General features: G+C 63.8%; 15 protein-coding genes. 2 read left to right on the top strand and 13 right to left on the bottom strand.

From position 1 onward, the window contains the following. Window positions 1-87: 87 nt before the first annotated feature. The 3 genes from ftsA to LPB73_RS16585 form a co-directional block, all read right to left on the bottom strand. A complete protein-coding gene (ftsA, locus tag LPB73_RS16575; protein ID WP_068734085.1) occupies window positions 88-1,413 on the bottom strand; it encodes a cell division protein FtsA in 1,326 nt (441 codons plus the stop codon). Continuing rightward, complete coding sequence (locus tag LPB73_RS16580; RefSeq protein WP_231077572.1) at window positions 1,410-2,414, bottom strand: cell division protein FtsQ/DivIB; 1,005 nt, start codon at window positions 2,412-2,414, stop codon at window positions 1,410-1,412. Before LPB73_RS16580 ends, ftsA begins: the two co-directional genes overlap by 4 nt. A gap of 516 nt (window positions 2,415-2,930) precedes the next feature. Beyond that, a complete protein-coding gene (locus LPB73_RS16585) occupies window positions 2,931-3,944 on the bottom strand; it encodes a D-alanine--D-alanine ligase family protein (protein WP_089267569.1) in 1,014 nt (337 codons plus the stop codon). 133 nt (window positions 3,945-4,077) lie between these two features. Here LPB73_RS16585 and LPB73_RS16590 point away from each other — a divergent pair, with 133 nt between their 5' ends. Continuing rightward, entirely contained in the window at window positions 4,078-4,887 is an 810-nt protein-coding gene (locus LPB73_RS16590; RefSeq protein ID WP_093760512.1) for a DUF4239 domain-containing protein, read from the top strand. A gap of 66 nt (window positions 4,888-4,953) precedes the next feature. Here the strand turns inward: LPB73_RS16590 and murB are convergent, their stop codons facing one another. From murB to LPB73_RS16605, 3 genes are all read right to left on the bottom strand, one after another. Continuing rightward, a complete protein-coding gene (gene murB, locus LPB73_RS16595) occupies window positions 4,954-5,922 on the bottom strand; it encodes a UDP-N-acetylmuramate dehydrogenase (protein ID WP_231077573.1) in 969 nt (322 codons plus the stop codon). After that, window positions 5,880-7,283, bottom strand: coding sequence for a UDP-N-acetylmuramate--L-alanine ligase (gene murC / locus LPB73_RS16600; protein ID WP_120289046.1), 1,404 nt, complete (start codon window positions 7,281-7,283; stop codon window positions 5,880-5,882). The genes murB and murC overlap by 43 nt, the downstream gene beginning before the upstream one ends. Before the next feature lie 194 nt (window positions 7,284-7,477). After that, entirely contained in the window at window positions 7,478-8,650 is a 1,173-nt protein-coding gene (locus tag LPB73_RS16605; RefSeq protein ID WP_231077574.1) for an MFS transporter, read from the bottom strand. A gap of 130 nt (window positions 8,651-8,780) precedes the next feature. Between LPB73_RS16605 and LPB73_RS16610 the strand changes: the two genes are divergently transcribed. Further along, window positions 8,781-9,683 carry a LysR family transcriptional regulator gene (locus tag LPB73_RS16610; RefSeq protein WP_093760520.1) on the top strand — a complete coding sequence of 301 codons (903 nt, stop codon included), beginning with the start codon at window positions 8,781-8,783 and terminating at the stop codon, window positions 9,681-9,683. Between the two features lie 17 nt (window positions 9,684-9,700). Here LPB73_RS16610 and LPB73_RS16615 read toward each other — a convergent pair whose 3' ends face one another. From LPB73_RS16615 to LPB73_RS16645, 7 genes are all read right to left on the bottom strand, one after another. Next, window positions 9,701-10,735: a phosphotransferase gene (locus LPB73_RS16615; RefSeq protein ID WP_231077575.1), complete on the bottom strand. Its 1,035-nt coding sequence runs from the start codon at window positions 10,733-10,735 to the stop codon at window positions 9,701-9,703. Between the two features lie 51 nt (window positions 10,736-10,786). Beyond that, a complete protein-coding gene (gene murG, locus LPB73_RS16620; protein WP_231077576.1) occupies window positions 10,787-11,890 on the bottom strand; it encodes an undecaprenyldiphospho-muramoylpentapeptide beta-N-acetylglucosaminyltransferase in 1,104 nt (367 codons plus the stop codon). Beyond that, window positions 11,887-13,035: a putative lipid II flippase FtsW gene (gene ftsW / locus LPB73_RS16625; protein WP_089267347.1), complete on the bottom strand. Its 1,149-nt coding sequence runs from the start codon at window positions 13,033-13,035 to the stop codon at window positions 11,887-11,889. The genes murG and ftsW overlap by 4 nt, the downstream gene beginning before the upstream one ends. Before the next feature lie 353 nt (window positions 13,036-13,388). Beyond that, a complete protein-coding gene (gene murD, locus LPB73_RS16630) occupies window positions 13,389-14,786 on the bottom strand; it encodes a UDP-N-acetylmuramoyl-L-alanine--D-glutamate ligase (protein ID WP_231077577.1) in 1,398 nt (465 codons plus the stop codon). A 4-nt stretch (window positions 14,787-14,790) separates the two neighbouring features. Next, on the bottom strand, window positions 14,791-15,873 hold the full coding sequence (mraY, locus tag LPB73_RS16635) for a phospho-N-acetylmuramoyl-pentapeptide-transferase (protein WP_093760528.1): 1,083 nt from the start codon (window positions 15,871-15,873) through the stop codon (window positions 14,791-14,793). A 10-nt stretch (window positions 15,874-15,883) separates the two neighbouring features. Then, the gene (locus LPB73_RS16640) at window positions 15,884-17,320 is read right to left on the bottom strand and encodes a UDP-N-acetylmuramoylalanyl-D-glutamyl-2,6-diaminopimelate--D-alanyl-D-alanine ligase (RefSeq protein ID WP_231077578.1); all 1,437 of its coding nucleotides are present in this window, start codon (window positions 17,318-17,320) and stop codon (window positions 15,884-15,886) included. Further along, entirely contained in the window at window positions 17,317-18,771 is a 1,455-nt protein-coding gene (locus LPB73_RS16645; protein WP_231077579.1) for a UDP-N-acetylmuramoyl-L-alanyl-D-glutamate--2,6-diaminopimelate ligase, read from the bottom strand. Before LPB73_RS16645 ends, LPB73_RS16640 begins: the two co-directional genes overlap by 4 nt. Window positions 18,772-18,802 lie beyond the last annotated feature (31 nt).

The raw sequence follows: 18,802 nt of genomic DNA on the forward strand, positions 1-18,802 counted from the left end.
TCGATTACGCGCGCGTTGTGTGGTCATGCCATTGGCCGGTGGCCAATGGCGTCGGAGATGGAAAAAACACTGGCCGGAAAAATTTCATCAGAAGCCCTCTCGAAGCCATCGTCCGACCTTTCCGAAATAACCGTCACTGGTCCCTGTCTTGAGCTGCCGCGTATGCCGCGGTTCGACATGTTCAAGATGAGCGAATTGCGGATAGACTAGGAGGCCCGACGGCACCGCGAACGAAGCGCTCTTGGCTTCATTGGGCAGCCGGCCGAAACCGAGTGGTCGTGCAATGCGAACGGACCGTCCGAGAATCTGGCTGCCGAGTTCGGCAAGGCCCGTGAGCTGCGACGCGCCGCCTGACAGCACCACGCGTGCGCGCGGTTCTGCAGCGAAGGGCGAATCCGCCAACCGGTCCCTGACCATTTCAAAAATCTCCTCGGCACGCTGACGCACGATGTTCGCGATCGTGGCGCGGGATACGACCTGCGGAAAATCGCGATCGTTATCACCAGCCGTCGGCACGTTCATCAGTTCGCGCGCATCGGAGCCACCCGTCAGCACCGTGCCATATAACGTCTTGATTCGCTCGGCATCCGCGATGCAAGCACCGAGTCCGCGCGCAAGATCCATGGTGATGTGTTGCCCGCCGACCGCAAATCCCGACGCGTGCACGAAGCGTCCGCCGGAATAGGTCGCGATCGTTGTCGTACCTGCGCCCATCTCGACGACCGCAGCACCGAGATCGGTCTCGTCGTCGGTGAGAACAGAGAGACCTGCGACATAAGGCGCCGCAGCCATGGCTTCGACGTTGAGATGGCAGCGCTCGACGACCAGCATCAGGTTACGCGCGACCGTCGCGTCCGCAGTGACGACATTCATATCGACGCCGAACTGCGAGGCGACCATGCCCTTGGGATCGCGAATGCCCTTCACGCCATCGAGTGAATAGCCGACCGGCAATGCATGCAGCACCGTGCGGCCCGGCGGCGTCGCGTGGCGCATGCCGGTCGAGGTGACACGTGCGATATCGGACGCCGTGACGGCGCCGCCCTTGATATCGGCTGACGCTTCAATCAGTTGGCCCTGCAGGCGACCGGCCGACACCGACAGCAAAACGGATTCGACGCGAACCTTGGCCATACGTTCGGCCAGCGCCACCGCCTGACGGACGGCCTGCTCGGCCTCGCCCATATCGACGATCGCACCGGACTTGACGCCGCGCGACTGGATCTGGCTGTAGCCGATCAGTTCAACCGCATGGCTGCGGCCGCGCAGGGCTTCGTTCGGCGCGGATGGCCGCAGACGCGCGATCATGCACGCGATCTTGCTGGTGCCGACGTCCAGCGACGCCACCAGCGCGGTGCGGTTGGCGGCCATCTGACGCGTTTTCGGCGCCTGGTTGCGATCGAGACCGGTCATGCCGCGCCAGCCTTCTTCTTGGACTTGTCTTGTGCCTTGAACAGATCTTCGCGCGCCTTCGCGGCGTCTTCCGACAGCCGCACGGTCAGCCGATCCGACAGCCGCATGTCGATGGCGACGATGTCGCGCGAGAACAGGCGATCTTCCTTGTCGAGCTTGCTGAGCATGGCCAGCGCGTTGCCGACGTCGATTTCCGGGAGGCGAATGTCGAGGCCATCCTTCAGGCGGAGATTCCAGCGGCGCTCGCCGACGAAGATCGCGGCCTTGGTGACCGAGCGGACCTGCGGGTAGCGATCGAGTAGTGCCAGGAAATCCCTGGCGTTGCTGTCGGCGCCCTTGCCCACCACCAGCGGCAGCGACATGAAGCGGCGCGAGACGTAGTTTTCGAGAACGGCACCGTCATCGGCGATCACCGAGAGACGACCGTCCTCCTGCCACAGCGCAAAGGCCGTGCGCTCGGTGACATCGATCTGCAGACGGTTCGGATACAGCTTCAGCACATTGGCGTCGGCGATCCACGGATTGGCCTTGAGCTTGTCGCGGACAGCCGCGGCATCGAGGAAGAACAGCGAGGAGCGACCATTGACGCCGCCGATGGCCAGGATCTCGTCCTGGGTCAGCTGCTTGCGGCCGTTGAGAATGACGGAGGCAATGCGGAAGCCGGCGGCATTGGCCGCAGCATTGCGCGCATCGCTGAAGGCCTCGACCATTTCGTCGACGTGATTGCCCTTGACCACGCCGAGCGCGACGCTGCCCGTCAGCATCAGCACGGTGGCCGCAATGCCGACGCGGCGCGGCACATGGCGCTCGAGCATCGCGATGAAGCGATTGGAGCTCTGTTCGCGGACGGCAGGCTTGGCGGCACGAAAGCGGGCCCAGAAGCGGGCGAGCGGGCTCAGCTGCTCGCGCAGCAGAATGCCTGCCCCAAGGGCAGCCATTTTAAGATCAGCTTGGGGCCTCAAGGGTCGCACCGACCGAGAGAGGCGTCCTCCACCATCCATACCACGAGCTCGTCACAGGTTACGTCCGCATTGGCGCGGGACTTGAGGCGCGAGTGACGTCTCGGTCCTGCCGGGATGGATTCAAGCCTTTGAAAAAGGCCGGTTTTCCATCGATACGCGTCGTCACGGAATCCCCGCAAAGCTCACGCCTCGGCAGCCAAGCGCACACGCGCCGCCAGCGTTAACCTTCGGCCTTCCTGGTAAACAAAGTGTAAAGGGGATGGGCGCAGAGCGCGATTTGATGCGGCTGTGGAAGACTTTAGCCGAGGTGTGGCCGACGCGCCCGAGGGAACTGCGGCGGCTTCGTGGCCAGCATCGCCCGTTGCCGGAATTAACGCGGGGATCGGGTTGCGGCGGTGAAGCGCTGGTGCGCTCCGTCGCCCCGCTCTTGCGGGGAGAGGGCTGGGGTGAGGGGCGCTTCGATCTGCAAACGCCAGCGATGAGGAGAGCACGGTGCGCTGCCCCTCACCCGCCGCGAAGACGCGGCGACCTCTCCCCGCACAGAGCGGGGAGAGGTTAAAAGCCGCCTGCCCGCTTCACCGCGAGCTCGATCTGCCCATTCAGGAAATCCACGAAACTGATCCCCTGGGCATTCAGCGCCTTGGGATAGAGCGAGGCTTTGGTCAGGCCCGGAAGCGTGTTGGTCTCCAGATAGACTGGGCCTTTGGCCGACACGATGAAGTCCGACCGCGAATAGCCGCGGCACGACATCGCGCGGTGCGCCTTCACCGCGAAATCCATGATCGCCGCTGAAACCTCCGGCGTGAAACGCCCGGGGCAGATCTCCTGCGTCGATTTGGCGAGATACTTCGCCTCGTAATCGAAACCGCCATCGGCCGGAATGATCTCGATCGGCGGCAATGCGATCAGCGAGCCATCGGCCTGCTCCAGCACGGCGCAGGTCGCCTCGACGCCAGCGACGAACGGCTCAATCACATAGTCCTCGGTCTTGGCCGCATTGCGCACGGCGACGAGATCCTGCTTCGCATTGACGAACATCAGACCGTAGCTCGATCCGTCACGCGCGGGCTTGGCGATCAGCTTGCCGTATTCGGCGAGCGCAGCTTCCATGTCGTTCAATGCGACACCCGCCGCGATGGGCACGCCTGCGATGGCTGCGAAGCGCTTTGCGCCGACCTTGTCGAAAGACAGATTGGATGACGCCGAACCGGAACCCGTGAACGGGATGCCGCGCATTTCGCACATCACCTGCAGCTCACCATTCTCCGCAGCGCCGCCATGCATGCCGAGCACCAGCACACGGTTCTCGGCTTGGGCCTTGTCGAGCGCCTGCGTCAGCACGCCGATGCTGCTGCCACCGGGCTTGAACGGATCCTCGAACGGACGATCATGGGAGAGCAGCGCCGTGCCCGACGTCTCGTAGACGCGGTCATCGGCATCCCAGAACCACAGATCCGCATCGGGCAGCGCGCTGTGCAGGGCCTGTGCGGAGGCCACCGACACCAGACGCTCCTTGTTCAGGCCACCAAACATGATGGTGATCCGCTGAGGTCTCGCCTGCTCCGTCATCGTGTCGTCTCCGAACCCATCCGCGAATCGCGCCGCTGCCGACAAGGCAATAGCATCGAGCTAGCCGAGTCATATAATGCCTTGTCGGGGGCGGTTTTGCGAGCCCACCCCGCGGTGACATGGAAGTAACCTGATGATCAGAGCCTGGCTCGAACTCTCTACCTTCGGCATCTTCGCGACGCTGGGCACCATCTATTACGGAGTCGCGCTGATCCTCGTGGGGCTGACATCCAGCCGGCTGCTGTCGATGCGGCTGAAGTCCCTCCACGGCATCGTCGCGCCTTTCTTTTCCTCGGTGGCTATCCTGTTCGGCCTGCTCACGGGCTTCCTTGCCAGCGACGTCGGCGACCGCAACCGCCAGGCCGTCCGCGCCGTTCAGATCGAGGCCGGCGAGTTGCGCAACATCCATACGCTGAGCGTGGCATCGGTCACCGACATGTCCAACATACGCGCTGCGCTGAAGGCCTATGTGACATCGGAAGTGACGGAGGAATGGCCGGCAATGCTTCTCGGCCTGAAGTCGCCGCGCACCGATGTGGCCTATGACAGCCTGCTGCGCGAAATCAGCGATCCCGCCATCACGCGCGATGCCAGCAACACGGTGCATGGGGCGCTGATGGGCGCCTCGATCCGCGCGGGGACCGCGCGCAATGACCGGCTCAGCCTGTCGACCGACCACACCAACGATCTGAAATGGACATCGGTCCTGCTGCTCGGGCTGATCACACAACTGGCGCTGGCGCTGGTTCATCTGGAACGTCCGCGGGCCATGCTCGCGGCGCTCACGGTGTTCGCCAGCGGTGCCATCGTCGCTCTCGGCATTATCGCGCTTCAGGAGCATCCGTTCGACGGCGCCTTCCGCGTCGCCCCTGCGCCACTGGAAAATCTGCTGAGCATCAGCGAGGCCGGACCGGCGTCGGCACTACCGCCACCGCCGAAATAGCAGCCCAAGCGTTTCCGAGCGAAGTGGTGCCGGTTCGCGTTAAGGAAACGCGTCAGACATATCGTGTTACGGCGCGACGCCGATCCGCTTGATTTCCCAGTGCAGGTCGATGCCCGACTGCGCCAGCACGCGCGCACGCACGGTCTCGCCGAGCGTTTCGATATCGCTCGCTGTCGCATCGCCTGTGTTGATCAGGAAATTACAGTGCATCTCCGACACCTGCGCGCCGCCGACGCGCAGTCCGCGGCAGCCGGCGGCATCGACCAGCTTCCACGCGGAGTGACCGGGCGGGTTCTTAAACGTCGAGCCACCGGTCTTCTCGCGGATTGGCTGCGCGGTCTCGCGATGCGCTTGCACTTCTTCCATCCGCGCGCGGATCGCGGCGGAATCGGTGATCGTCCCGCGAAACTTTGCTGACGTGAAAATGATCGACGGTGAGACGCCGGAATTGCGATAGACGAATTGCATGCCGGCATTATCGAAGACGTGCTTCGTGCCATCGCGGCCGATGCCGGTCGCCTCGATCAGTACATCCTTGGTCTCGTCGCCATTGGCGCCGGCATTCATCCGCAGCGCGCCGCCGATCGATCCGGGAATGCCGAAGTAGAATTCCAGCCCGCCGACATTCGCTGCTGCTGCCGTTTCCGCCACGCGCTTGTCTAGCGCGGCGGTGCCCGCGCTGACGATATCGCCTTCGGCTGATGTTGCGCCGAACCCACGCGGGCTCAGACGAATAACGACGCCGTTGAGCCCGCCATCGCGCACGATCAGATTGGAACCGACGCCGACGACGATGACCGGGATGTCGCTCGGCAGCTTTGACAGGAAGTAAGCGAGATCGTCCTCATCGGCCGGCGTGAACAGCACCTGTGCGGGACCACCGACGCGAAACCATGTCAGCGGTGCGAGGGACTCGTTCGCGAGCAGACGCCCGCGCAGATCGGGCATCGTAGCTTTGAGATCGGGTGTGATGTCGGGAAAGCTAGCCACGCTTAGCCCAGCGCCTTCAATTCGCCCGGCAATGCGTAAGCCCATTGCGTGATGTTGCCTGCACCCAAGCACACCACCGTATCGCCGCTCTTTGCAACGCCCGCGACAAGACCCGCAAGTGCGGCAGATTCCTGCAGCGGGATCACTTCGCGATGGCCGTGGGCGCGCAGGCCGAGCACGAAATTGTCACGGTCGATGCCTTCGATCGGCGCCTCGCCGGCGGGATATACGTCGGCGACGATCACCGTGTCGGCGTCGTTAAAGCAGGTGCAGAATTCCTCAAACAGCGACTGCAGGCGCGTGTAGCGATGCGGCTGCACCACGGCGATCACCTTGCCCGCGGTGCTTTCACGCGCGGCGCGCAGCACGGCCGAAATCTCCACGGGGTGATGGCCGTAATCGTCGATGATGGTGACGCCATTCCACTCGCCGGTCTTGGTGAAGCGGCGCTTGACGCCGCCGAAGCCGGCGATGGCCTTGCGGATCGCCTCATCGGACATGCCGAGTTCATGCGCGACGGCTATCGCCGCCGTGGCATTGAGCGCGTTGTGACGACCCGGCATCGGCAGCAGCAGATTGTCAATTTCATGCGAGGTGCCGGCCTTGCGGTCGCGGAACGCGACCTTGAAGGACGAGCCGCCATTCGCAGGCTTCAGATCGACCAGCCGCGCATCGGCCTGCGGATTCTGTCCGTAAGTGATGATGCGGCGATCCTCGATCTTGCCGACGATGCTCTGCACCACGGGGTGATCGATGCACATCACGGCGAAGCCGTAGAACGGCACGTTCTCGACAAAGTGGCGGAACGCGTCCTGCACGGCATCGAAGGTCTTGAAGTGATCGAGATGTTCGGGATCGACATTGGTGACGATGGCGACGTCGGCGGGCAACTTGAGGAATGTGCCGTCGCTCTCGTCGGCTTCGACGACCATCCATTCACCGGCGCCGAGCCGCGCATTGGTGCCATAGGCATTGATGATGCCGCCATTGATCACGGTGGGATCGAGTTCGCCGGCATCGAGCAATGCGGCGACCATCGACGTCGTTGTGGTCTTGCCATGGGTGCCGGCGATGGCCACGCAGCTCTTCAAGCGCATCAGCTCGGCGAGCATCTCGGCGCGGCGCACCACGGGAATGCGCTGGGCGCGCGCGGCCATCAGTTCCGGATTGTCGCGCTTGATCGCGGTGGAGACGACGAGCACGTCGGCGCCGGACACGTTATCGGCCTTGTGACCGACATGAATGGTGATGCCTTTTTCGCGCAGACGATTGACATTGGCGCTTTCGGAAGCGTCCGAGCCCTGCACGGTGTAGCCGAGATTGCACAGCACCTCGGCGATGCCGCTCATGCCGATGCCGCCGATACCGACAAAGTGAATAGGTCCGATTTCGCGCGGCAGTCTCATGGGGCGTCTCTATGTTCCATCATGTCCGGGCAGCGCGAAGCGAGCTTCGCTGGACGTCCGGGCATCCAAGGCTTGTCTAACAGATGACTCCTTCAAACAGACGTGGATGGCCGGGACAAGCCCGGCCATGACGAAAAAGACGGAAATTTGGCTTGCGGATCAGACGAATCCGCCACCTTCGCTGCTGCTGTGCCCTACTCTGCCGCCGCGGGAACCGCAGCCCGCCCCCGGTCGAAGCGGATTGCGCAAAGTGCCACAGCGAGCGCTGCCAGCGGCGCCAATGCAGCGACCCACGGCACCGAAGCGAGACCCCCGTGATCGATCACCGCACCGCCGAGCCAGGCCCCGATGGCGTTGCCGAGATTGAACGCCGCGATGTTGAAGCTCGAGGCCAGGCTCTGGCCGGCGCCATGGGCCTTCTCCAGCACCCACATCTGCAACGGCGGCACGGTGGCGAAGCCCACGGCGCCGAGCAGCGCCACGAATGCCACCACGGCGATCTGGCTGTGAACAGCGAAGGTCATCAGGAACAGCACCACCGCCAGTGCAGCGAGGCTGCCCAGCACCGTCGGCAGCAGCCAGCGGTCGGCGAGCCGTCCGCCGACCAGATTGCCGACCACCAGCCCGCCGCCGAACACCAGCAGGATCGGCGACACCGCGGTCTCCGAAAAGCCGGCCAGCCGGGTCAGGATCGGCGCGATGTAGGTGAACAGCGCGAATACACCAATCCAGCTCAGCACCGTAGTGAGCAGGCCAAGCAGCACCTGCGGACGCGCGAGCACCGCGAGATCCTGTTTCAGATTCGACGGCGCGGGCTTTTCCTTATCTTGCGGCACGAACAGTGCGATGATTGCGAAGGCGGCGACGCCAACGGCGGTCACGGAGAAGAAGGTCGCGCGCCAGCCAAACCCCTGCCCCAGCCAGGTACCGAATGGCACGCCGAGAATATTCGCCACGGTCAGACCGGTGAACATGATGGCGATGGCCGAGGCCTTTTTGTCCGGCGCCACCAGCGTGGTCGCCACCACCGAGCCGACGCCGAAGAAGGTGCCATGCGCGAAAGCCGTGAGCACGCGTGCCGCCATCAGGCTCCAGTAATCCGGCGCCAGGGCGCAAGCGAGATTGCCGATGGTGAAGATTGCCATCAGCACCAGCAGCACGGTCTTGCGCGGCCAGCGGGCGGTCGCGACGGTCATGATCGGGGCGCCGAGCACGACACCCAACGCATAGCCCGAGATCAGCAGACCCGCTGCCGGGATCGACACGCCGAGGTCGCCGCCGACCTCGATCAGGAGACCCATGATGACGAATTCGGTGACACCAATTCCGAAGGCGCCGGCGGTAAGCGCGTAGAGTGCGAGAGGCATGATCCTATCCCGTGCGTGAAACGGGCCAGATGCCCGACAGCGGGAGATGTGGACCTCCGGACATTGATGAGATAGACGTGGCATAGGCACAATATTTGTGAATTGAATTCACTCAATAGATTGAAGTCAGATGTCACGACTGGACGTCAACCGCTCCGGCGAGATGGAAGTGTTCACCCGCGTGGTCGAGCTCGGCGGTTTTTCGACCGCGGCGCGGGCCTTCCGGATGACCCCCTCTGCCGTCAGCAAACTGGTGGCGCGGCTGGAAGGGCGGCTCGGCGTGCGGCTCATCAATCGCTCGACGCGCAAGCTTCAGCTCACGCCGGAAGGCAGCGCTTTCTATGAGCGCGCACTACGCATTCTCGACGAGATCAGCGCGGCCGAACGCGAAGCTGCCATCGGCGCAACACCGAGCGGCCTGCTGCGCGTCAATACCAGCGTGCCCTTCGGCCTGCGTCTCCTGCTGCCGCTGCTGCCGGATTTCGCGAAGCGCTATCCCGACATCAAGGTCGAGGTCGTGCTGACCGATCTCGTCGTGGATCTCCTGGAAGAGCGCGCCGATGTCGCCATTCGCGTTGGCTTGATGCGCGAGTCACGACTGCTGGCGCGCAAACTCGGCGAGAGCCGGATGGTGGTGGTTGCCGCGCCGGACTATCTCAAAGAGCGCGGCACACCCAAGACGCCGGACGATCTCGCTGACCATAATCTGCTGCGCTTCGGCTTTGCCAAGTGGGAGAACGGCTGGCCGTTCAAGATCGGCGGCGAAACAATCGCCGTGATGCCGTCAGGGAATGCCCTCGTCAGCGACGGCGAAGCGATGCAGCACCTCGCCGTGGCCGGCATGGGCCTCGCGCGACTGGCGCGCTTTCACGTCGAGGCCGATATCAAAGCCGGCCGGCTGGTGCCGGTGCTCGAAGCTTTCAATCCAGGCGACATCGAACCGATCCACGCGGTGTTCGTCGGCCACGGCGGGCAATTGCCCGCAAGGGTGCGGGCGTTTCTGGATTATCTGGTGGAGACCGTGAGGCTGTAGCGTCCAGCATCTCGTCGTCATGCCTCCGCTGTGCCCATCACTTGAAAGGCACTGATCGGCGGAGGCAGCCCCGGCGGTTTCTCGCCCGTGAAAAATGCAGCGAGATACATCTTTCCAAGCAGATGCCTGGTCTCCAACGCGTCGGGCGCCAGCCGCCCATCGCGCAAGGCCTGCTGGAATTCCGCAAGTGTAGGAGCCGAGAGATCCGTGTCCGGCACCGAGCGCGACGCGGTCGCGACCGCGCTGAACTGGACGCCCGCATAAAACAGACGGGTGAGCGCGCGCATCAGTTCGAGTCGATCGCGCAGGCTGCGATCAGGCGGGTAACCGAGCCATGCCTGCAAAAGCACCTCTTCGAGTTCAGGTGACGGCGCAAAGTTATCGAGCATGGTCGCCATATCGACGACGGGATCGTTGCAATAGGCCGACTCCCAATCGACCAGCCACAGACGCTCGCCATCGAACAGAAGGTTGCGCGGCAGGATATCGTTGTGGCTGGAAACCGCCTCGTCGCTATTCCACGTATAGGCGCTACGGAGGTCTGCCAGACGCTGCGTGTGGGCATCGAGCACACCGGGCGCAAACAGATTTGTGCGGCAGACATGGGCCCACAGCCGAGCTGTGATATCCGGATAGTCGACGAAGCGCCCGAACCTTGGCGTGCCCTGCAGGCGCCGCAGCATGTCTCCCAGCGCCTGTGCCAAAGCGTGAGGGCCGCCGGGATAGGACTGCAGAGGCTGTTCGACGATGAAATCCATCACCGCGACACGTGCGGTCTCATCCACATAGTGCAGCCGCGGCGCGATCCCTGCCTGTGCGGCGATGCGCATCGACGTATATTGGTGCGGATTACGCAGCGGACTTGCGGCCCCCTCCATGCGCAATACGTAGCGGCGATCGCCGGCGGCTACTCGATAGACAAAAGCACCCGAGACGCCACCTGGAATCGGCCGGATGGAATCGATGGTTGCAGAACCGACGGTCGCCCTGAGCGCGACCCTCGCCGTCTCGCGGTGCGTCATCGGAATATTGGAAAGATGCTCTCCGCTCATTGTCCCCCCGGGGCGAACCGCGTGGGAACGACGTGTAGCAGAACCGATGACCTAAATCTTCGCGACCTTGGCGACCAGATCCGCCAAACGCTCCGCGGCATCGAGCTTGCCGACCTTGCGGGCGCCTGAGGCCATCGCGGTCAACCGCGACGGCTCGCCGGCCAGCGCCGAGATTTCAGCCGCCAGACGATCCGGCGTAAAGTCGCTCTGCGCGATGCGGAGTGCGCCGCCGGCATCGGCAAGCACACCGGCATTGGCGAACTGATCCTGATCGAGCGCACCGGGCAGCGGCACCAGAATGGACGGCCGCCCGATGGCCCCGAGTTCGGCGACGGTGCCCGCACCGGAACGCGAGATGACGAGTTGGGCTGACGCGAGACGCGCGGGGAGATCGCTGAAGAACGGTGCGAGTTCGGCCCTGATCTTGAGCTTGTCATAGACCGCACGCACACGGCTCATGTCTTCGTCGCGCACCTGTTGTGTGAGCACGAGGCGATTCCACAGCGCCGGTTCGAGACGCTCGATCGCCGGCGGGACGATATCAGCCATGATGCGCGCGCCCTGGCTGCCGCCGACGACGAGCAAGCGGAATGGCCCGGTGAGATCCGGCGCGGCATAGGGGACGGCGGCGGCCGCGAGGATCGCCGGGCGCATCGGAGTGCCTGTCGTGGTGGTCTTCTTCGACAATTCGGGATCGCGGTCGAGCACGCCGGGCAACGACGTCGCGATGGCGCTGACCTTGCCGGACAGCATGCGATTGGCGCGGCCCATCACGGCGTTGGAATCGTGAATGAGGGTGGGAATGCCGAACAGACGCGCGGCAAACAGTGGCGGCACAGTCGGATAGCCACCGAAGCCGATCACCGCCGCGGGCTTCAGGCTGCGCATCAGATTCAGCGCCATCGCGGTGCCGGCAGCGAGCATGATCGCGGTGCGGGCCAGTGAGATGGGATTGCGGGAGCGCACCGTCTCGCTCGGCACCACGTCGATCATCTCGCGCGAAAACAGACCGCTATATTTCAGCGCACGCGCATCTGTCACGAGCCGGACGCGCAGCCCGCGCTTCATCAGCGCAACGCCGAGCGCTTCCGCCGGAAACAGATGTCCGCCGGTGCCGCCCGCCGCCAGCAATATGAGGGGCGCGGTACTCATCACGCGTAAGTGCGCGCGACGTGGGCGTCGATCGCCTCGACTTCGGTGCGCGGGCGCATCCGCGTCAAAGCGAGCAGCATGCCGACGCTGTAAGCCAGCGAGATCATCGACGAGCCGCCATAGGAAATGAAGGGCAGCGTCATGCCCTTGGCGGGGATCAGATGCAGATTCACCGCCATGTTGATCGCCGCCTGCACGCCAAACAGGATCGCGAGACCCGACGCAGCAAAACGCGAGAACAGATCTTCGGTGGCGTAAGCGCGCGACATCGCGCGGATCACGATGAAGGCAAACAGGCTGAGCACGGCGAGGCACAGCAGGATGCCGAACTCTTCGGCGCCCACGGCAAAGACGAAGTCGGTGTGGCTGTCCGGCAGGCTGCGCTTGGCAATGCCCTCGCCCGGCCCGAGGCCGAACCAGCCGCCATTCGAGAAGGCCTCCATGGCGGTGTCGACCTGGAACGTGTCACCCGAAGCCGGATCCATGAAGCGTTTGATACGGCCGGCCACGTGCGGCACCAGGAAGTAAGCCATCAATAGCCCGCCTGCCGCGGTGGCGCCGAGGCCGAACACCCAGACCATGCGCATGCCGGCGATGAAGAACAGCGAACCCCAGGCCATCAGGATCAGCATAGTCTGGCCGAAGTCAGGCTGCATCACCAGCAGCGACACCAGCATCATCAGCAGGACGATCGCCATCGAGGTCGCCGGCATCTCCGGCTTGCGCGCGGATTCCGAGAATAGCCAGGCGGCGATGACGACGAAAGCCGGCTTGGCGGATTCCGACGCCTGGATGTTGATGCCGAGAATGGTGATCCAGCGCTTGGCGCCCTTCACTTCCGGCCCGATCAGCAAGGTCGCCAGGATCAGCACGATGGAGATCGCGAACACGACAAGGGCCGAACGACGGATCTGCCGCGGCGTCATGAAGGACACGCCGATCAGTACGATAATCGACGGCACCAGGAACAGGATATGCCGGTTGAAGAAGTGGAACGGATCGAGCCCGATGCGGGTCGCCACCGGCGGCGACGCCGCGAGCGAGAGGATAACCCCGGCCAGCATCAGCGCGATGATCGCCGCCAGCAGCAGGCGGTCCACGGTCCACCACCATTCGCTGAGCGGCGTGCGTTGTTCGCGAGAGATCATAAGCGCGTCCTGCGGGTCGATGAACTCCTATCGATGGGCCATCGTGGTTGCCAGACGGTTAATGGATTGTGAAAATTTGGAGGGAATGGGGCTGGCTTACCTCTCCCCGCGTTTGCGGGGAGAGGTCGAAATCGGAGCGAAGCGAGGATTTCGGGTGAGGGGCAAGGCACGGGGCACGCGCCATCGAAGCACCATCGGGTCGGCCGGCAACGTTTCCGCACGAGAGAGATCTGAGGGATCCGTGAGTTCTCAGTTGTGGAGAGTCAGTGCCCTGCCCCTCACCCGGATCGCAACGAAGCTTCGCTTCGCAGCGATCCGACCTCTCCCCGCTATGCGGGGAGAGGTAAAGAAAACTAAACCGCCCTCACCCCATCCAGCGCCAGCACCAGTTCCCGGAACCGGTCGCCCCGAATTTCAAAGTTCCGGAACTGGTCGAATGAGGCGCAGGCGGGTGACAGCAGCACGACGGGTTCAGCGAGCCCAGCCTCCGCGGCATCGCGCGCGGCGTTGGCCACGGCGACGTCGAGACTAACGCTGATCTCATACGGCACCTTGCCGTCCAGCGTCTGCGCAAAATCATTGGCCGCTTCGCCGATCAGATAGGCGTTCCGGATGCGCGGGAAGAATTCGGCCAGCGAAGTGATGCCGCCTTCCTTCTGCTTGCCACCGGCAATCCAGAAAATGTCGTTGAAGGACGACAGCGCTTTCGCCGCAGCGTCGGCATTGGTGCCCTTGGAGTCGTTGACAAACAACGTCGCGCCCTGACGCCCGACCTGCTCCATGCGATGGGCAAGACCGGGAAAGCTGCGCAGGCCCTTCTGCAGCACGGCTGAACTGACGCCCAGTGCCAGCGCTGCCGCCGAGGCACATGCTGCATTCTGCGCGTTGTGCAGGCCGCGCAGCGAGCCGATACCCGCGATATCGACGACATCGCTCTGCGCGCCGCCGGCATTGCGCACGATGCTGCTGCCACGGATGGTGAGGCCATCGGCCAGCGGATGTTCGACAGAAACGCGGATCACGCGCTTGCCGGACTGCTCGATGCGATCAGCGGCCTTGCTGCACCAGTCGTCATCGACGCCGATGATCGCCGTACCACTCACCTGCACACCGGCGACAAGACGTTCCTTCACCGCAGCGTAGTGCGCCAAAGTGCCGTGACGATCGATGTGATCGGGCGTGACATTGAGCAGGATGCCGACCGACGGATCGAGCGAGGGCGTGAGATCGATCTGATAGGACGACATCTCGATCACATGGACGCGGCCAGCGCGCGGTGGCTCGAGCGACAGGATCGCGGTACCGATATTGCCGCCCATCTGCGTATCGAAACCCGCCTCGCGCATCAGATGCGCAACGAGCGCTGTCGTCGTCGATTTGCCGTTGGTGCCAGTGATAGCAACGAAAGGCGCATCGGGCGCATGCAGCTTGCGCTCACGGCAGAATAATTCGATGTCGCCGATGACTTCGACGCCTGCTGCTTTCGCGGCGACGACTGTCCAATGCGGCGCCGGATGCGTCAGCGGCACACCGGGCGTCAGGATCAATGCGGCAAAGGCACCCCATGCCACCGTGCGCAAATCGGCGGTAATGAAACCGGCCTGCGTGGCCTGGACCATTCTGTCGATGCTGTCGTCACAGGCGATGACTTCGGCACCGCCCGCCTGCAGCGCGTGGCAGGACGCGAGGCCGGAGCCGCCGAGCCCGAACACGGCGACGGTCTTGCCGGCGAATGAGGTGACGGGGATCACGAGATCACCGCAGCTTCAGCGTGGAGAGGCCGACCAGCGCCAGCATCACCGAGATGATCCAGAAGCGAATGACGATCTGCGGCTCGGTCCAGCCCTTCTGCTCGAAGTGGTGATGGATCGGCGCCATGCGAAACACGCGCTTGCCGGTGAGCTTGAAGGAGGTGACCTGCACGATCACCGATACGGCTTCGAGCACGAACAGGCCGCCGATCACCGCGAGCACGATCTCGTGCTTCACGGCCACCGCGATGGAGCCGAGCATGCCGCCCAGCGCCAGCGAGCCGGTATCGCCCATGAAAATCGAGGCCGGCGGCGCGTTGAACCAGAGGAAGCCAAGCCCTGCCCCGAGCACCGCGCCGCAGAGCACAGCGAGTTCACCGGTGCCCGCGACGTAGTTGATCTGCAGGTAGTCGGAGAACACCGCGTTGCCGGCGAGATAGGCGATCATGCCGAACGAGGCCGATGCGATCATGACAGGCACGATGGCCAGACCATCGAGACCGTCAGTGAGGTTCACGGCATTGCCGGCGCCAACGACGATGAAGGCACCGAACAGCACGAAGAACCAGCCGAAATTCACGATCACGTCCTTGAGGAACGGGATCACCAGCGAGGAGGACAGCGGATCGCGGCCGAGCTTGACGAAGGCGAAACAGGCGGCACCCGCGATGATGAATTCGATCATAAGGCGTGTGCGACCGGCAAAGCCCTTGTGGCTCTGCTTGGTGACCTTGAGATAATCATCATAGAAGCCGACGAAGCCGAAGCCGAGCGTCACGGCCAGCACGATCCAGACATAGGGATTGCGCGGATTGGCCCAGAGCAGCGTGGAGACCACGAGGCCGGACAGGATCATCAGCCCGCCCATGGTCGGCGTGCCCACCTTGACCAGATGCGACTGCGGGCCGTCGGTGCGGATCGGCTGACCTTTGCCCTGGCGCAGGCGCAGATTGTCGATGATCCAGGGTCCGAACAGGAACACGAACAGTGCGCCGGTGACCACTGCGCCGCCGGTGCGGAAGGTGATGTAGCGGAACACGTTGAACACCGGCACGGTGCCCGCGAAGTCGATCAGCCAGTAGAACATTCAGTCCGCCCTATACCGCGGCGTCGTCGAGCGCGGCGTTGCCGGGAAAGCGCTTTTCGAGCGCGGAGACAATCGGTTTCATCTTCGAGCCGAGCGAGCCCTTGACCATGATGGCGTCACCGGCGCGGATTGCGGCCAGCACCTGCGATTCGAGCGCCGCCGCATCCCCGGCATAGCCGCCCCGCTTGCCCGTGGAAAGGGCGTCCCAAAGATTGCGCATCAGGGGACCACAGCAAAATACCAGATCGATGCCATTGGACTGCACCGCATCCAGCAACCCGGCATGAAGTTTCGCGCCATCGGCGCCGAGTTCGAGCATGTCGCCGAGCACCGCAATGCGACGGCCCTTTGGCCCGACAGCCGCAGCGCCCAGCACGTTGATGGCGGCCGCCATCGAAGCCGGATTGGCATTGTAGCTCTCATCAATCAGCGTCGCCTCGCCGCCCGGCACTTCGAGCACATGGCGAGCACCGCGGCCCACAGCGGGCACGACCTGCGACAGCGTCAGCGCGGCATGAACGAGATCGGCGCCCATCAATTCGGCTGCCGCCAGCACCGCCAGCGAATTCATTGCCATGTGGCGGCCGGGCATACCGAGCTTGTAGGTGACGTCATGGCCGAGGATATTGGCGTGCACCGCCGAGCAGGTTGGGTGCAATGAGACGTCGAGCAACCGCGCCTCAGCCTTCTGGTCGGCACCGAACGAGACGATGCGCGAGACGCCTGCCTTCTTGGCGCTCTTCTGCAACCGCGCGAATTGCGCATTGTCGCGATTGAGGATCGCGACGCCATCGTGCTCAAGCCCCGAGAAGATTTCGGCCTTGGCGTCGGCGATCGCTTCAACGCCCGCGAAGAATTCCAGATGCACCGGCTCGACGGTGGTGATGACGGCGAAATGCGGTCGCACCATCTTCACCAGCGTCTCGATTTCACCCGCGTGGTTCATGCCGATTTCGAAGATCGCAAAGCGCACATCGGCCGGACAACGCGCCAGCGTCAGCGGCACGCCCCAGTGATTGTTGAACGAGGCGACCGACGCATGCGTCTTGCCCTGCGCTTCCAGCACGCGGCGCAGCGCTTCCTTGGTCGAGGTCTTGCCGACCGAACCAGTGATTGCGATGATCGGCGCTTTCAGGCGTGCACGCGATGCGATGCCGAGTGCGACGAGACCTGCGAGGACATCCTCAACGACGAGCAGGCTCGCATCGGTGGGAAACTTGTCGCGCTGCGCCGCTTCGACGACGGCGAGACCAGCGCCGGCTTTCAGCGCGGCCTCGACAAAGGCGTGGCCGTCATGCACGTCGCCCTTGATCGCGAAATAAGCCTCGCCCGGCTTGATGGTGCGGGTATCGATGGAGATGCCGGTGATGCCTTCCGGCAGCGCGCCCTGTATTGTGGCGTGCATCGCGTCGGCCATCGCGGCAGATGTCCAAAGAAACTCGCTCATGCAGTCCTCTTGGCAAGCGCCGCTGCGGCGGCCTCGTGATCGCTGAACGGCAGCGTGCGGTCACCGACGATCTGTCCGGTCTCGTGGCCCTTGCCGGCGATCAGCAGGGCATCGCCGGGCTGCAGACCCTCGACGGCCACGCGAATGGCTTCGGCGCGATCACCGATTTCGATGGCGCCTTTCGCAGCGGCCAGAATGGCAGCGCGGATGGTGGCAGGATTCTCGCTGCGCGGATTGTCATCGGTGACGATCACGCTGTCGGCATTCTCGGCGGCAATCTCGCCCATCAGCGGCCGCTTGCCGGCATCGCGATCACCGCCGGCGCCGAACACCACGACGAGCTTGCGCTTTGCGTAAGGGCGCAGGGCCTGCAGTGCCTTCGCCAGTGCATCCGGCTTGTGTGCGTAATCGACGAACACCGGCGCGCCATTGTGCGCGCCGACCTGCTCGAGACGCCCCTTGGCGCCTTGGAGATGTTCGAGCGCGGCGAATGTCGGATCGACATCACCGCCGGTACCGATCACAAGACCGGCCGCGACCAGCGCGTTCTCGATCTGGAATTCACCGACCAGTGGCAGCTTGATCTGATGGCTCTTGCCGCGATGCTCAAGTGTGAGTTTCTGCGCGAAGCCTTCGACCGTGGCCTCCACAAGGCGAATACCCTCGCCCACGCCGTCGCCCTTGCGACCGACCTTCATCAGACGCAGGTGGCGCGACTGTGCGGCATGGATCACCTGCGGCGAATGCTCATGATCGGCAGCGATCACGGCAACGCCGCCGTCAATGACGAGATTGAGAAACAGACGCAGCTTGGCACTGAGATAGTGCGCGACATCCGGATGGTAGTCCATGTGATCGCGCGACAGGTTGGTGAAGCCGGCGGCGCTGACGCGCACGCCATCAAGCCTGAATTGATCGAGGCCATGGGACGACGCTTCGAGCGCGAGATGAGTGACGCCCTCGCCGGTGATCTCGTCGATCTGTTGGTGTAGCGAGATCGGATCCGGCGTGGTCAGCGAGCCATAGACGGTGCGCTTCGGCGAGACGAGACCGATGGTGCCGATGCTGGCAGAGGCATATCCGAGGCGGCCCCAGATCTCGCGTGCAAAGGATGCGACCGAGGTCTTGCCCGATGTCCCCGTGACGGCGGCAATGACCGCTGGCTGACGCGGATAGAATTTCGACGCCGCGAGAGCCAGCGCAAGGCGCGGATTGGGCGTGCGCACGAAGGGTACGGACACATCGTCGGGCTTGTCACCGGCGACAGCGACGGCACCCGACGCCAGTGCCTGTGCGATGAAACGCGAACCGTCGGTCTTCGCACCGGCGAGTGCAAAGAACAGATCGCCCGGTTTCACTGCGCGGCTGTCCACAGCCAGTCCGGTGACGGTGACGTCCCTTGCGGACTGCTCCATCACGGCATCAGGGTTGAACAAATCGCGTAGTTTCATGCTGCTCCGGGCAGGCCAGATCGAGGGACAC

Source organism: Tardiphaga sp. 37S4 (genome assembly GCF_021044645.1).
GTDB classification, from domain to species: Bacteria; Pseudomonadota; Alphaproteobacteria; order Rhizobiales; family Xanthobacteraceae; genus Tardiphaga; species Tardiphaga robiniae.

Excerpts from the sequence above, each read along its gene's own strand:
- ftsA (WP_068734085.1), bottom strand. The coding sequence starts at position 1,413 with ATGACCGGTCTCGATCGCAACCAGGCGCCGAAAACGCGTCAGATGGCC.
- LPB73_RS16580 (WP_231077572.1), bottom strand. The coding sequence starts at position 2,414 with ATGGATGGTGGAGGACGCCTCTCTCGGTCGGTGCGACCCTTGAGGCCC.
- LPB73_RS16585 (WP_089267569.1), bottom strand. The coding sequence starts at position 3,944 with ATGACGGAGCAGGCGAGACCTCAGCGGATCACCATCATGTTTGGTGGC.
- LPB73_RS16590 (WP_093760512.1), top strand. The coding sequence starts at position 4,078 with ATGATCAGAGCCTGGCTCGAACTCTCTACCTTCGGCATCTTCGCGACG.
- murB (WP_231077573.1), bottom strand. The coding sequence starts at position 5,922 with ATGGGCTTACGCATTGCCGGGCGAATTGAAGGCGCTGGGCTAAGCGTG.
- murC (WP_120289046.1), bottom strand. The coding sequence starts at position 7,283 with ATGAGACTGCCGCGCGAAATCGGACCTATTCACTTTGTCGGTATCGGC.
- LPB73_RS16605 (WP_231077574.1), bottom strand. The coding sequence starts at position 8,650 with ATGCCTCTCGCACTCTACGCGCTTACCGCCGGCGCCTTCGGAATTGGT.
- LPB73_RS16610 (WP_093760520.1), top strand. The coding sequence starts at position 8,781 with ATGTCACGACTGGACGTCAACCGCTCCGGCGAGATGGAAGTGTTCACC.
- LPB73_RS16615 (WP_231077575.1), bottom strand. The coding sequence starts at position 10,735 with ATGAGCGGAGAGCATCTTTCCAATATTCCGATGACGCACCGCGAGACG.
- ftsW (WP_089267347.1), bottom strand. The coding sequence starts at position 13,035 with ATGATCTCTCGCGAACAACGCACGCCGCTCAGCGAATGGTGGTGGACC.
- mraY (WP_093760528.1), bottom strand. The coding sequence starts at position 15,873 with ATGTTCTACTGGCTGATCGACTTCGCGGGCACCGTGCCGGTGTTCAAC.
- LPB73_RS16640 (WP_231077578.1), bottom strand. The coding sequence starts at position 17,320 with ATGAGCGAGTTTCTTTGGACATCTGCCGCGATGGCCGACGCGATGCAC.
- LPB73_RS16645 (WP_231077579.1), bottom strand. The coding sequence starts at position 18,771 with ATGAAACTACGCGATTTGTTCAACCCTGATGCCGTGATGGAGCAGTCC.